Annotated in this window: 21 protein-coding genes; 20 read left to right on the top strand and 1 reads right to left on the bottom strand. The window is 36.6% G+C overall.

Annotated elements, in window-relative coordinates; all coding sequences use genetic code 11:
• The first annotated feature begins 100 nt into the window (after positions 1-100).
• The gene (locus tag RUH74_RS20125; RefSeq protein ID WP_313803296.1) at positions 101-598 is read left to right on the top strand and encodes a hypothetical protein; all 498 of its coding nucleotides are present in this window, start codon (positions 101-103) and stop codon (positions 596-598) included.
• Between the two features lie 155 nt (positions 599-753).
• On the opposite strand, the gene RUH74_RS20120 is transcribed toward RUH74_RS20125, so the two are convergent.
• Complete coding sequence (locus RUH74_RS20120) at positions 754-924, bottom strand: DUF8096 family protein (RefSeq protein ID WP_313803302.1); 171 nt, start codon at positions 922-924, stop codon at positions 754-756.
• Between the two features lie 78 nt (positions 925-1002).
• Here RUH74_RS20120 and RUH74_RS20115 point away from each other — a divergent pair, with 78 nt between their 5' ends.
• From RUH74_RS20115 to RUH74_RS20025, 19 genes are all read left to right on the top strand, one after another.
• Positions 1003-1470, top strand: a complete 468-nt coding sequence (locus RUH74_RS20115) for a sigma-70 family RNA polymerase sigma factor (protein WP_313803294.1) — start codon at positions 1003-1005, stop codon at positions 1468-1470.
• Between the two features lie 116 nt (positions 1471-1586).
• Positions 1587-1763, top strand: coding sequence for a hypothetical protein (locus RUH74_RS20110; protein ID WP_313803292.1), 177 nt, complete (start codon positions 1587-1589; stop codon positions 1761-1763).
• Between the two features lie 62 nt (positions 1764-1825).
• Positions 1826-2368: a membrane lipoprotein lipid attachment site-containing protein gene (locus RUH74_RS20105; RefSeq protein ID WP_313803290.1), complete on the top strand. Its 543-nt coding sequence runs from the start codon at positions 1826-1828 to the stop codon at positions 2366-2368.
• Positions 2369-2453: 85 nt separating this feature from the next.
• Positions 2454-3197, top strand: a complete 744-nt coding sequence (terS, locus tag RUH74_RS20100; protein WP_313803288.1) for a phage terminase small subunit — start codon at positions 2454-2456, stop codon at positions 3195-3197.
• Positions 3190-4440, top strand: a complete 1251-nt coding sequence (locus tag RUH74_RS20095) for a PBSX family phage terminase large subunit (RefSeq protein WP_313803286.1) — start codon at positions 3190-3192, stop codon at positions 4438-4440. Before terS ends, RUH74_RS20095 begins: the two co-directional genes overlap by 8 nt.
• A 16-nt stretch (positions 4441-4456) precedes the next feature.
• Positions 4457-5962, top strand: a complete 1506-nt coding sequence (locus RUH74_RS20090; RefSeq protein WP_313803285.1) for a phage portal protein — start codon at positions 4457-4459, stop codon at positions 5960-5962.
• Positions 5946-6977 (top strand): minor capsid protein, encoded by a 1032-nt coding sequence (locus RUH74_RS20085; protein WP_313803283.1) that lies wholly within the window; start codon positions 5946-5948, stop codon positions 6975-6977. Before RUH74_RS20090 ends, RUH74_RS20085 begins: the two co-directional genes overlap by 17 nt.
• A gap of 95 nt (positions 6978-7072) precedes the next feature.
• Positions 7073-7675 (top strand): phage scaffolding protein, encoded by a 603-nt coding sequence (locus tag RUH74_RS20080; protein WP_313803281.1) that lies wholly within the window; start codon positions 7073-7075, stop codon positions 7673-7675.
• An 18-nt stretch (positions 7676-7693) separates the two neighbouring features.
• A complete protein-coding gene (locus RUH74_RS20075; RefSeq protein ID WP_313803279.1) occupies positions 7694-8008 on the top strand; it encodes a hypothetical protein in 315 nt (104 codons plus the stop codon).
• Positions 8009-8042: 34 nt separating this feature from the next.
• Positions 8043-9065, top strand: a complete 1023-nt coding sequence (locus RUH74_RS20070) for a major capsid protein (RefSeq protein WP_313803277.1) — start codon at positions 8043-8045, stop codon at positions 9063-9065.
• Positions 9066-9080: 15 nt separating this feature from the next.
• Complete coding sequence (locus RUH74_RS20065) at positions 9081-9350, top strand: Rho termination factor N-terminal domain-containing protein (RefSeq protein ID WP_313803275.1); 270 nt, start codon at positions 9081-9083, stop codon at positions 9348-9350.
• Positions 9351-9355: 5 nt separating this feature from the next.
• Positions 9356-9751 carry a hypothetical protein gene (locus RUH74_RS20060; RefSeq protein ID WP_313803273.1) on the top strand — a complete coding sequence of 132 codons (396 nt, stop codon included), beginning with the start codon at positions 9356-9358 and terminating at the stop codon, positions 9749-9751.
• Positions 9745-10107 carry a hypothetical protein gene (locus RUH74_RS20055; protein ID WP_313803271.1) on the top strand — a complete coding sequence of 121 codons (363 nt, stop codon included), beginning with the start codon at positions 9745-9747 and terminating at the stop codon, positions 10105-10107. The genes RUH74_RS20060 and RUH74_RS20055 overlap by 7 nt, the downstream gene beginning before the upstream one ends.
• Positions 10107-10622, top strand: coding sequence for an HK97 gp10 family phage protein (locus RUH74_RS20050; RefSeq protein WP_313803269.1), 516 nt, complete (start codon positions 10107-10109; stop codon positions 10620-10622). Before RUH74_RS20055 ends, RUH74_RS20050 begins: the two co-directional genes overlap by 1 nt.
• Positions 10612-11037, top strand: coding sequence for a phage tail terminator family protein (locus RUH74_RS20045; protein ID WP_313803267.1), 426 nt, complete (start codon positions 10612-10614; stop codon positions 11035-11037). Before RUH74_RS20050 ends, RUH74_RS20045 begins: the two co-directional genes overlap by 11 nt.
• Positions 11038-11039: 2 nt before the next feature.
• Positions 11040-11210: a hypothetical protein gene (locus RUH74_RS20040; protein ID WP_313803265.1), complete on the top strand. Its 171-nt coding sequence runs from the start codon at positions 11040-11042 to the stop codon at positions 11208-11210.
• Between the two features lies 1 nt (position 11211).
• Positions 11212-12513: a phage tail sheath family protein gene (locus RUH74_RS20035; RefSeq protein WP_313803263.1), complete on the top strand. Its 1302-nt coding sequence runs from the start codon at positions 11212-11214 to the stop codon at positions 12511-12513.
• 21 nt (positions 12514-12534) lie between these two features.
• The gene (locus RUH74_RS20030; protein WP_313803261.1) at positions 12535-13050 is read left to right on the top strand and encodes a phage tail tube protein; all 516 of its coding nucleotides are present in this window, start codon (positions 12535-12537) and stop codon (positions 13048-13050) included.
• A 67-nt stretch (positions 13051-13117) separates the two neighbouring features.
• A complete protein-coding gene (locus tag RUH74_RS20025) occupies positions 13118-13546 on the top strand; it encodes a phage tail assembly chaperone (RefSeq protein WP_313803259.1) in 429 nt (142 codons plus the stop codon).
• The last annotated feature ends 396 nt before the right edge of the window (positions 13547-13942 follow it).

The following is a 13942-nucleotide window of genomic DNA, read 5'->3' as shown; positions in this document are numbered from 1 at the left end:
ATTGAAATCAGATGGTACAGCAGATTGTAATTAATTAAGTAAACAAAAGGTAGGAAGTGTTGAATAGCAGGATCAAGTCGTTCGCTAAAGGGAGAGAAAAATGGAATTTAAAAATACATTAAAAGATGTAATGGAGGCATTGGTTTCTGGATTCGATAAGAAGACTATCGAAGAAAATCAAGAAATCTACATTAAATTAAAAGCAATGTATGAAAAGGAGCCCAATTACTTTATTGATGTGATTGAAAGTGCGTATCATGATTTCAATACTTTAATTGAAAATGTTATAGATATTCCGCCGTCAGATGAACAATACATTCTTGAACACATCATAACTGGGTTATATAAACATTTTCACACACAAAGAATTGAAAAGTTAGAGGGTTCTGTGTGTTGTTATGACAAGTCTTCTTATATCGAGAAAATGACGTTAAAAGCATTGAGAACGCAACAAAACATATCCCTGTTTGCTGACTATAAAGATATTGAAAGAATTAAAGAAAATAAAGAACGTCAAGCGTATTGGTCACCTACAACTGTAAAAGACACAGATGAAGCAATTAATTTGTTTTGGAAATGGTATCAAATAAGTGAGTGACAATGAACATTAAGGAAACACAAGATAGAACGTGTTGCCGAGCAAGGACCTTAATTTGTGTGTGTAGTCAGTAGTGGAGGAATTGGCTTGCTCGGTATAAATTAAATTACCCAAATCTGAATTTTTGTATGTATTGGGTAAGAATAAAGAAGAAACTAGATGCTCTTCTTCATTCCGCAATTACTACATTCTCTGATTAATTTACCTCCACTAATGGAACTATGGAAATGGGCTTTATCGCAATTATCGCATCGTCCACTATTTTTATCTGGATATTCGTTAAAGTCATAAACAAGAGAGAAATCAATTTCTTTTTCTATGATGATCCCACCTTTTAATCAAAATAAAAAAGCCAGGACTCCTCCTGACCTACCCACTCAAATTATAGCACGGGAGGGGTCCATTTGAAAGAAGCTGCCAGGCTTATAAATGTATCAGAATTAATTCGTGATTATCGCATGATGAAACGGGAGATTGAACGCCTCCAGAAAATTATATATGGTCAATCGGTACCTATGAGATCATGGGGAGTAGCACAATATGGAATTGAAGCTACATTGCCTAAAGGTTCATCCGGAAAAAGCCAAGTTGAACTAAGAGATATGGATATTAGAGAGCAGAAGCAAGTTGCGAGATTAGAAGAATACCAGCGAAGAGTTTATGCAATAGAAAGTGCTGGCGACTATTTAGATAGAGAAATATTAAAGATTGTATATGATTGCATGCTAAGTGGAATGACAAGGCAAGAGATAGCTATTCATCTTGAAATCTCTCGTGATTCAGTGGACAAGCTTCGTTCCGACATAAAGGCGCAAATCGGCACAAATACGACTTTTTCCAAACTTTTGCATGGCGAAAAATATGCAGTGTAAAATGGGAGGCAGGATCGGCGCGGAAAATTTCTCGCTGTCTGTTAAACTATTCTCCCTTCTTGAGCTCCATCCTTGCGGTGGAGTTTTTTTATTTTTCTCGAAAATAGGTGATCCATATGAAAATTGCTGATCATCTTTCTTCTACAGAACTACATCATATGAATAACTTCAAGAAAAAAGATAAATCTTCTAATAAAATAGCTGAAAAATTTTCTAGTCGTGACCTCGCTGAATTGATGGGGACTAACCGCCCCACTTATAAAAGAGTACGCGGTGCGATTAGAAATAAGTGAATTTAAAATTATGAAGGAAAATATCTCCTTTTGTCGAAATGAGTAGGCGGGAGGAGATACAAATGAAAAAAATATTATTCTTTATAATGGCTGCATTACTATTGGGAGCGTGTTCAAATGATAACTCATTAGAGAATACGAATGAGCAACCAAAACAAAAAGATGTTCAAAAACAAGAGGATACTGAAAAGCAAATAGAAGAGCAAACAGAAAAGGAAGAATTACAAGTAGAAGAGAAAAAGCAAGAAGAAGACCAAAGCCAAGGAAAATCAGAATCTCAGCAGCCCATGACTACTGAAGAAGCAACAGAAATCATTGAGTATTATGGAATGGGTGAAAACGATGAATTGGTAAGTTTGGTCGTTGAAGATGAAGAAATAAAAGCTGTAGTCAAATTGGCCGATAACAATTTATTATCACCGAAAGATCTAGCTGTATCTAGTTATAGTCAAGCATCTGATGAATATCTTATCCATGAAGGATGGGAAGTATTGACGATTGAATTTGTTAATATAGGATCCATCAGCATGAATCGATCTAAAAAAGAGACAAATGAGGTTGGAGACTATTTCCCAACTGCTGAAATTGAGAAAAACTTAAATTGATTATTTTTTAGAGCATCCGTTTAGATGGGTGCTTTTTCTTTTGCCCAAAACAAACACAAATATCGGAGGTGGCAGGTGATGTAGCATGGCCGAAAAATATGTGTTAGCTGAGAAGGATTATGTCAAAGGGATGAAATATAAGGATATTGCAGAGAAGTATGAAGTGTCTCTTAATACGGTTAAGTCATGGAAAAAGCGATATGGCTGGAATCGAAATAGGGGTGCACCCTCTGAAAAAGGTGTGCACACAAAAAAGAGGGGCGCTCCAAAAGGTAATATCAATGCTAAAGGTAATAAAGGCGGCTCTGCACCAAAAGGAAATCAGAACGCAGTCACACACGGCTTCTTCTCAAAGTTCTTACCAGCTGAAACCTTAGAAATCATTGAGTGTATGCAGGAACGTTCCCCGGCTGATCTAATTTATGATCAGATAGAAATTCAGTATGCTGCTATTATTAGAGCTCAAAGGATTATGTACGTTACTGATAAGGATGAAATGATTAAGGAGCTCAAGAAAGCTAAATATGAATATTATCCTGTTCCAAAAGAAGAAGGTGGCGGTGTTGAAAAAACTGTCACAGAAGAGGAATACGAATTCCAATTTGCTTGGGACCGTCATGCTACTTTCTTGAATGCACAATCCAGGGCGATGAGTGAACTTAGAAGCCTAATCAAGCAATTTAACGATATGGCTACCGAAGATGATGAGCGTCGATTGAAGTTAGAACAGATGCAACTTAATGTTAATAAAACTAAAGCTGAAATCGATAAATTAGGCAGCAAGGAGCAGCAAATCCGCGTGATCATTGAGGATGATGTTCATGAGTAACGAAATACGTATATCAATGCAAAAATTAATCGGAAAAGGCTATGCTGATTATGTAAATTTTAAAGGGCGCTATCGAGTATGCAAGGGTTCTCGTGCTTCTAAAAAGTCAAAGACAACTGCAACTGATTACATCAAAAAGATGATGCAGTACCCGCAAGCGAATTTGCTTATTATTCGTAAAACATATCGGACCTTAAAGGATTCGTGTTTTGCTGAATTAAAGTGGGCTATCCATCAGCTACAAGTTGATGATGAATGGCAAGTCAAAGAATCCCCTCTTGAAATGACATATAAGCCAACTGGACAAAAGATATATTTTCGAGGACTTGATGATCCGTTAAAAGTAACATCAATAACAGTTGATAAGGGTGTTCTTTGCTGGATGTGGATTGAGGAAGCATACGAAGTCCTTAATGAAGATGATTTTAATATGCTTGATGAATCCATTCGTGGTAGTGCGCCAGAAGGATTATTTAAACAAATAACGCTTACTTTAAACCCTTGGAATGAACGCCATTGGATAAAGAAGCGTTTTTTTGATGCTGAAAATGATCCAGACATCTTGGCGAAGACAACAAATTATCTTTGCAATGAATTCCTGGATGATGCTGATAAGCGAGTATTTGAGCGAATGAAGCGTGATAATCCTCGAAGATATCAAGTTGCAGGGCTAGGCAATTGGGGTATTGTGGACGGTCTTGTGTTTGAGAATTGGGAAGAACAAGACTTTGATATTAAGGAACTGCTTCAGCAGCGTAAGTATATGAAAACACTGTTTGGTCTAGACTTTGGTTATACAAATGATCCAACAGCGTTTTTTGCCGGTGCAGTTGATGAGAATGCAAAAGAAATTTTCGTCTTTGATGAAATTTATAATACCGCTATGACAAACAAGATGATTTATAAAGCAATACTTAATGCTGGGTACTCAAAAGAACGCATTAGGGCTGACAGTGCAGAGCCAAAGTCTATCGATGATTTATATGGTCTAGGATTGAAAGGGATTATGAAGGCAAGGAAAGGTCCTGACAGCGTTAATAACGGCATACAAACCATTCAAGACTATAAAATTATCATCCATCCCTCATGCGTAAATTTCTTAACTGAAATAACAAATTACACATGGGATCAAGACAAGTTCGGAAAAAAACTAAACAGGCCAATAGATGGTTTTAACCATTTAATGGACGCAATGCGATATGCATTAGAAGACATAAAAGGAGATCTATTCAGTTTTGATTAAGTGAGGTGATAATAATATGACAGGGTACTTTCCGTTTCAAGGAAGCAGCACAGAAAGTGATCGTTTTAATAGCATAATTGTAAATGGTGCAAATAAAGTATTGAGTGATATTCGTGTATTAGAAAAAGAAATCAACAAGTTTAAGTCCTCAGATAAATTAAAATGGATGAAGACTGGTATTAATTATTATGATGGCAACCAAGACATAATGAAGCGTGAGCGAAAGGTAATAGGTAAAGGCGGTCGCTTAGAAAAAGTAGAAAACTTGCCGAATAACCAAGTTCTAGATAATCAATATGCGAAATTGGTTGACCAGAAAGTGAATTATCAGCTGGGGAAGCCTCTAACGATAGAAACAAAAAATAAGAGATACCTTGAGTTATTACAAGATGTATTTAATAAAAGATTTCATCGTACTTTGAGAAACGTTGGTGAGGATGCACTTAACGCAGGCATAAGCTATCTTTATCCTTACTACAATGAATCTGGTGAATTTACATTTAAACATTTTAATAGTTTTGAAATTCTCCCTTTTTGGAGAGATAGATTGCACACCGAATTAGATGCATTTGCGCATCTATACACCATTACTGTATATGAAGGTGAAACAGAAGTTAATCGAGAATGTGTTGATTTATATAGCAAAGATGGGATTACAAGCTATGTTTGGTTTAACGGCCGATTAGTACCTGATGTTGAAAAAACACCTTCTTCTTATCTTACTGCAATAGATGAAGAAGGTAATGAGCAGCAGTTAAATTGGCAACGTATTCCCTTGATAGTATTTAAGTTTAATAGCAAAGAGATACCTCTGATTCGAAGAGTGAAGAGTTTACAAGATGGAATCAATTCAATGTTAAGTGATTTCCAGAACAACATGGAAGAGGATGCTCGCTCCACGATTTTAGTTTTGCATAACTATGATGGACAGGACCTTGGAGAGTTTAGACGAAATTTAGCTCAGTATGGTGCTGTTAAAGTTCGAAGTACCGATGGTGCAAAAGGTGGTTTAGAAACCCTCTATATTGAAGTAAATAAAGACAACTATGAATCTATTTTGAAACTCTTTAAAAAAGCACTCATTGAAAATGGTCGTGGTTACGATGCTAAAGATGATCGGATGAGTAATAATCCAAATCAGATGAATATTAAAAGTATGTACAGTGATATTGAACTAGATGCAAATGGAATTGAAACAGAATTTCAAGCAGCATTTGAGGATTTATTATGGTTTATTAATCAACACTTCATAAATACAGGAAAAGGCGATTTTGAAGGGGAGAAAGTAAAGTTCATTTTCAATCGTGACACATTAGTAAATGAATCGGAAGTAATAGAAAGCTTAAACAAATCTACTGACTTATCACTTGAAACCCGTATTTCACAACATCCTTATGTCGATGATGTACAACGTGAGCTAGAACGTATCAAGAAAGAGCGCTTGGAAACCCAGGAAGAGTTTGATGGGTACTATGCCACATTCAATCAAAATAAAGGTGAGTTAGATGACCAAGAGTCGTGATTACTGGCGAAAACGATTTGAATTATTACTGGATTCAGAGCTAAATAGAAGTGAAACCTATCTCGGTGATATGAAAAAGGTCTATACTCATACAATGGCTGAGATGGAAAAGGATATTGCTAAATGGTATTCGCGCTTTGCTGCTAACAATGAAATATCACTAGCTGAAGCAAAACGGTTATTGAAATCTGACGAGTTAAAGGAGTTCAGATGGACTGTTGAGGAGTATATTCTTTATGGTGAAAAGAACGCAATTAACCAAGCTTGGATGAAACAGCTTGAAAACGCTTCTGCCAGGGTCCATATTAGCCGTTTAGAAAGCTTGCAGATACAATTGCAACAACATATAGAAAAGCTCTATGGTGGTCAAATTAATGCTGTAGAACGATTAATGAAGGACACTTATCAAAGCACTTATCTTCACACAGCTTTCGAAATTCAAGGCGCATTTGGAATTGGTTTTACAATGCATGCTATTGATGAAACAAAGCTAACAAAAATTATAAGCAAGCCATGGACAGTAGATCGAATGACTTTCAGCGATAAGATATGGCGCGATAAGCAGTTATTAGTCAATACATTGCATACAGAACTAACTCAATCCATTGCTAGAGGTCAAGCGCCAGATAAAGTGATTTTCACAATATCGAAAAAACTAAATACTTCCCGTTCTAACGCTGCTCGTCTTGTAATGACCGAATCGGCGTTTTTTAGTGCTTCTGCTCAAAAAGAAACGTTTGGAGAGTTGAATGTTGAACGTTATGAGATCGTAGCAACGCTTGATAGCAAAACAAGCTTGGTATGCCAGTCTATGGATGGGAAAGTATTCAAAATGAGTGAATTTGAGCCGGGTGTAACAGCGAATCCATTTCATCCATATTGCAGGACCACCACGGTACCTTATTTTGATGAAGATTATGGTCAGCGTATTGCTCGTGGTAAAGACGGAAAGGTCTATTACATTGACAGCAAGATTAAATATCCAGAATGGAAAAAGAGATTTGTTGCAGCTTAAAAACTCGTCATCTTAGCATTTATGGACGTTAACTATTAAAGCTGGCTCGAGGACGTAACCTCGTAAAACTATCGTAACCAATGGAGGAATCATAAATGAAAAGGGAATTTTTAGAAGGTCTTGGCATTGATAAAGAGAAGATTGACTCAATCATGGTTGAACATGGAAAAACGGTTGAAACACATAAATCAAAGCAAACTGAACTATCTACTAACTTAGAAGATTTAAAGAAGCAGCTTGCTGACCGTGATAAAGACCTAAAGGATTTAAAGAAAAAAGCAGAAGGAAGCGAAGAGCTTCAATCAAAGTTTACAGAACTTGAGACAAAATACAATCAAGAGAAAGCAGACTTTGAAACAAAGCTAAAAGATACTCAGCTTTCCAGTGCTTTAAAGCTGGCTCTAGCCGGTAAGGTTCATGACACTGAACTAGTAACAGGGCTCATTGACAAAACAAAAATTGAATTAGGAGAGGACGGAAACGTCAGTAAAGGGCTTGATGAGCAGATTAAGGAACTGCAAAAATCAAAGTCCTTTTTATTTGTTCCTGAGAAGAAACCAAATAACACTTTAAAAGGTTTTGTACCAGGTGGAAGCAATGGTAACCCTGAAGATAAAACGGATATTGGTGCTAATTTTGCAAAAATGGCAAATGAAAGAACTCAAGCGCCAAAAAATGATAGTGACCCATGGGTTTAATAAAAGGAGGAAAATGATATGCCATATGTAAAACAGGTGGAAACAGCTAATCGTATTAACTTTTTAGCATCTTCAAAGGTACAAGCATTCACTTATCAAGTAAGTGATACAGGTATTACAACAGATTCAAACGGTAAGAAGATTGTTAAAGCAGGAACAATTCTTCCAGCGAATGATGCAACAGCACAAGGTATTTTATATAAAGATGTGGATGTAACAAACGGACCTCAACCAGGCTCGTTAATTGTTGAAGCATACGTTCTTCAAGCTCGCTTACCGGTTGCTCCTGCTGCTGAAGCAAAGGATGCATTATCAAAAATCACATTCCGATAATAACAAATTCACTAATCGATAGGAGGCAAAAATTATGCCAGATGTATTAGAACTTTTTGATTCGAAAACAGTATTAAATTACCTAAAAGAACGCCAATATAAGCCATTGCTTGGAGAAACTCTATTCCCTGAAGTAAAGCATGATACATTGGATTTTGAATATTTAGTAGGTGCAAGTTCTCTTCCGGTAGTAGCATCTGTACACGCATTTGATACAGAAGCTGAAATTGGTTCTCGTGAAGCTGCAAAGCAAGCACTTGAAGCTGCTTATATTAAACGTAAAATGCAAATCACCGAAAAGGATCTAATTGCCCTGCAGTTCCCACGTACTCCTCAGGAACAACAATATTTAACTAGTCGAGTCTTTAATGATATTGATTCTCTAGTTCAAGGTGTTAAAGCTCGAGTAGAGCTAATGAGAATGGAAGCTTTAACAACTGGTAAAGTCACACTTAATGAAAATGGCCTAAACATGACCGTTAACTATCATGTACCTACTGAACATCAAGAAACATTATCTGGTACCGACTTATGGACTGATCCTGCAGCTGATATTATTGGAGATTTGGAACGTTGGCAGGATTCATTAGATGAAAAAGCAACACGCGCCTTAACATCTACTAAAGTACTATCTCAAATTCTACGAAACTCTAAAATTATAGGGTATCTATTCGGCAAAGATTCTGGCCGCATTCCTACTCGCCAAGATTTAAATGCATTCTTACTGCAACATGACTTACCACAGATTGCAGTCTATGATGCAAAATATCGAAAGCAGAATGCCAATGGTTCTTACACAACTTCTCGTTACTTTGGTGAGAATAAATTTGTGATGTTTGGTTCGGGTACTCTTGGGGAAACCCTTTACGGTCCTACTCCAGAAGAAAGCCGAATGATTCGTGAGGGCAATGAGCAGGTGCAGACTGTAGACAAGGTCATCGCTATGGTTTATGAGGAAGGATTGGATCCAGTGTCTACATGGACCAAAGCTGCAGCTACTGCAATTCCTTCTTTCCCAGAAGCAAATAATGTGTTCCAAGCGCAACCTATTGCTTAGAAAGGATGAAACTGTATGACTACACAGCTTCGAGTGAAAATAAAAGATTCGATATTTCCAATCCGTATTAAAGGGGATCGTTACCAGAATGGTGACGAGCTTATTGTTGATAAAAAGGACTTCACAGAAAAGATGATGGAAATTGTGGAGGAAATTAAACAAGATCCTGAATTTGATGCTTTAAAAGAAAAAGCGAAGGAATTAAAAATTAAAGGTTATACAAAGATGGAAAAAGAAGAGCTTCACGCTGCTATTGAAGAAAAACTTGCTGAAGAAAGCGAGTGATTCAGTTGTTAGCAGAAGTTAAAGACAGGTTACACTCACTAGGCATTTCGGTGTCTAGTGAGCCAAGCAATGTTGATGAAGTAATAATAAAATTTAGCATTGAAAAAGTGACAAATCACATTAAAAATCAAACAAATCTATCTGAAATTCCTACTGGTCTTAAAGAAATTGCGATCGATATGGTTGTTGGCGAATATCTATTTTCAAAAAAGTCCATGGGCCTATTGAAAATAGATTCACTAGATTTTAGCTTAATCGAAAAACAAGTACAAGATGGTGATACAAACGTCACATTTGCAGTGGAAGCAAGTTCAACGCCCGAAGCTCAATTTAATGCTTTTATTCAATATCTAAGGCATGATGAAGTTGATTTTATAAGATATAGGGTGTTGTTATGGTGAATGTACGTAGAAAGGCTATAGAAAGGCTATATAAGGGTACTTGTACGATTAAAGAGTTTCAACCAGTAAAAGATCCTATCACTCATATTACAAGCAAGAAAGAGGTCCCTGTGCTTGAAAATCAACCTTGCAAACTGTCTTTCGAAAAACAAACATCAGCTACCAATACAAACGCACCAGCGATAATTGCCCAATCCACTAAGCTGTTTTTAGCACCAGAGATTGTCATTAAAGCCGGATCCAAAATCATTGTCAGCCAAAACGGTAAAACAATTGAGTACTCTCGAAGTGGAGAGGCTGCCGTTTACATGGATCATCAAGAGATTGCACTCGAACTTTTCAAGGGGTATGCATAATGGCTAGATGGGGTCGTGTCGATTTTGAGCAGCTAAAAAGATTGCAGAAACAAATGCAAAAGTTAGAAAGAGCCAAGTTTGATAAGTTTTGCGAAGAGTGTGCAAAGGAGATTGCAGCCAGGCTGTTGGCAAAGGTAATAAAACGAACTGTTGTAGCTGATCCTTCAAAATGGAAAACACCAGTTAAAGGGTATGTTGGTGGAACTTTGAGAAGAGGATGGACAGCTAAAACGCATGCTGAAGCTGAAAGTGGAAGTGGTAAAGGTGCCAGTGCAGTATCTTTTGCTCAAGGTTTACAAGTAACCAAGCGTGGTAATGTGTATGAAATACTGGTTATAAATCCTGTTGAATATGCTTCATACATCGAGTATGGCCATCGAACACGAAATCACAAAGGATGGGTTAAAGGCCATTTTATGATGACTATTTCAGCAAACGAAGTGGAGCGACAGGCACCAAAAATTATTGAAAAAAAGCTAACAAAGTTTTTAGGGGAGGTATTTGATGCAGATTAATGATGTTATAGATGCAATTGCGATTAAGCTGCATCAAACCTTTGGAGATAGTTTTACCATCTATAAAGATTCAATTGAGCAAGGCTTTCAGGAGCCTTGTTTTTTTATTGCATTGCTTGAGCCTGATATCAAACAAATAGTGGGAAACCGATATCATAGGACTCTCCCTTTTGACATTCATTATTTTGGACATATTAACGCTGATATTTATAATGTTGCAGACAATCTTTTGACCAGTATGGAATATATAAAGTGTTTAAATGGTGATTTATTGAGAGGTACAAAAATGAGTGCAAATTTGGTAGATAATGTTCTGCACTTCTTTGTAAGTTATAACATGTTTGTATGTAAAGATACGACACCAGAAGACTCAATGGAGGGCATATCAATTAATGGCACTGTGCGAGGTGAATGAAAGTGGCTAAAGAAAAGAACGAAGCATTATTTACAAAAAATCAAATATTATCTTCTGCTAATTATCGTGAAAGGCGCGATTTGCTTAGTGTTTTGCTAAAAGATGATCAGCAATACAGCTTACAAGCAGTTGATCAAGAAATTGAAAAGTTTATGAAAAGGAAGGTGAAATAGAATGGCTTTAGGTGGAGGAACATTTACTTCTCAAAACAAAGTATTGCCAGGTGCTTATATTAACTTTATTAGTGCGAAAAGGGCATCGTCAGCTTTGTCAGAACGCGGTACAGCAGCATTAGCACTAGAGTTAGATTGGGGCATTGAGGATGAAGTCTTTACTGTTAAGGCTGAGGATTTAGAAAGGTTTTCATTGAAAATCTTTGGCTACCCATATGATCATGAGAAATTAAAAGGAATAAGAGATTTGTTTAGAAACATTCATACAGCTTATTTGTACAAATTAAATACTGGTGTTAAAGCTTCAAATACCTTCGCTATGGCTCGTTATGGTGGTGAAAGGGGCAACAGCCTAAAAACAGTAATAACGACCAATGTAGACGATTCTACGAAGTTTGATGTGATTACAATGCTAGGTACAGAGATTATAGATAGTCAAACTGTATCTCAGGCAACAGAATTAGTACCTAATGACTTTGTTGTTTGGAAAACCGATGCAACTTTAGCTGCTACTGCTGGCACTCCATTTACTGGAGGGACTAATGGAAGCCAATCGACTGGAACCGAATATCAAAAGTTCTTGGATAAGATCGAGCCGTTTAAATTCAACACAATTGGGTGCCTAGCGACTGATCAGGTAATTACGGCATTATTTGTGGCATTTACAAAACGAATGCGAGAGAAAGTTGGTGCTAAATTCCAAACGGTGGTTTATAAAACTGCAGCAGACTATGAGGGAGTAATTTCTGTTGAAAATAAGGTTATTGGAGCCGATCCTCAATCTTTAATCTACTGGGTGACAGGTGCGGCGGCTGGATGTGCTGTAAATAAATCCAATACAAACAAAAAGTATGATGGTGAATTTACAGTGGATGTAGATTATACGCAATATGCGTTAGAGGATGCTTTGAAGGCAGGTAAATTTATTTTTCATAAAGTAGATGACGAAGTGCGCGTCCTTGAAGATATAAATACACTTGTTACTTTTACTGAGGAAAAAAATAGCGATTTTGGCAGCAACCAAACTATCCGAGTCCTTGATCAGATTGCTAATGATATTGCTGTTCTCTTTAATAACAAATACCTTGGGAAAATACCAAACAATGAATCTGGTAGGGTATCTCTGTGGAACGACATAGTGAAGCACCATAAGGAACTTGAGACGCTGCAAGCTATTGAAAATTTTAATGCTGATCATGTTGTTGTATCAAAAGGAGAAGGTAAAAAAGCAGTAGTTGTAGGGGATGCGATAACTGTTGTAAATGCTATGGCTCAACTATATATGACAGTAACAGTGGCATAGGGAAGGGGATGAAACTTAATTATGTATGAAAAGAATAACTTACTTCTGAAATTAGACTTGCAAAAATTCGCTCAAACAATGAATTCAAAAGATGCCATTAGTGCTTCTTTAGCTGAATGTTTTGTAACAATTGAAGGGAATCGCTATAACTTTATGCAAGCCATAAATTTAGAAGCTTCTATGGAAAAAACAAAGAGTGAGGTGCCGATTCTAGGTAAGACAGGGAAAGGGAATAAGTCAACAGGGTGGAGTGGATCTGGATCTGCAACATTTCACTACAATACTTCCATTTTTCGTGAATTGCTCTATAGATTTAAGGAAACTGGCGAGGATATTTATTTTGATATTCAAGTAACAAATGAGGACCCAACCTCTGGAGTTGGTCGTCAAACTGTAATATTAAAAGATTGCAATATTGATGGCGGTATCCTCACGAAGTTTGACGCGGATGCTGAATACTTGGACGAGGATATGGATTTTACATTTGATGATTGGGAAATACCAGAAAAATTCTCTACTCTTCCAGGTATGCTTTAAGACTCTTCGTTTAATCGGAGAGTCTTATTTAAAATTAATAATAAATAAAGGATAAGGTGATATATAAATGAGTAATTTAACAGCATTTTTAGCACAAAACGCCATGAAAATTGAAAGTGAAAAGCATGTGGTATCAAAACGATTTGTTGATGAAAATAGAAAACCTATTGAATGGGAAATTGCTGCAGTTACATCAGATGAGGATGAACTGCTAAGGAAATCTCATACTAAACGCTTACCTGTACCTGGTAAGAAAAATGCATATCAACCAACTACTGATTTTGATGCTTATGCAGCAAGTTTGGCAGTTAAATGTACGGTATTCCCAAATTTACATGATAAAGAACTACAGGATAGTTACGGTGCAATGGGAGCCGAAGCATTACTTAAAAAGATGTTACTGCCGGGTGAGTATGCTGAATACTTAAAGCTAATTCAATCAATTAACGGATTTGACGTAGGAATGGAAGAAGCTGTAGAAGAAGCAAAAAACTAATAAATGGAGGCGATTATGAAGCTAATATAGCTTATTATTGCCTCCACAAATTTCATAAGTGGCCATCTGAGTTTGATAAACTACCAAAATATGAAAAAGCATTAGTAATAGCTGCTGTACAAATTAAGATGGAAAATGACAAAGCTGAAGAGAAAAAGCTTAGTTCAAAGAGAAAAAGGAAAAAGTGATAGTAAAATATACCTCCTTTGTTATATGCTAGAAATGGGAAAGGAGGGAGATTGATATAAAAGTTGTTAAAATTGGGTGTTTAGGATTTGTTGGACTGTTTGTAGTTGCTCTCATTATTTCAACCATTTACGCATTTAATAATGCAGATGAATTAGGCGCTACTCCTAAGGGTGAAGTTGCAAACGCACTAGAAATTACACCAGAAAA

Origin of the sequence: Cytobacillus sp., assembly GCF_032154635.1 — a bacterium.
Taxonomy (GTDB): Bacteria; Bacillota; Bacilli; order Bacillales; family Cytobacillaceae; genus Cytobacillus.
Note: the sequence above shows the minus strand (reverse complement) of the source record. Positions and strands in the feature narration are given on the sequence as shown.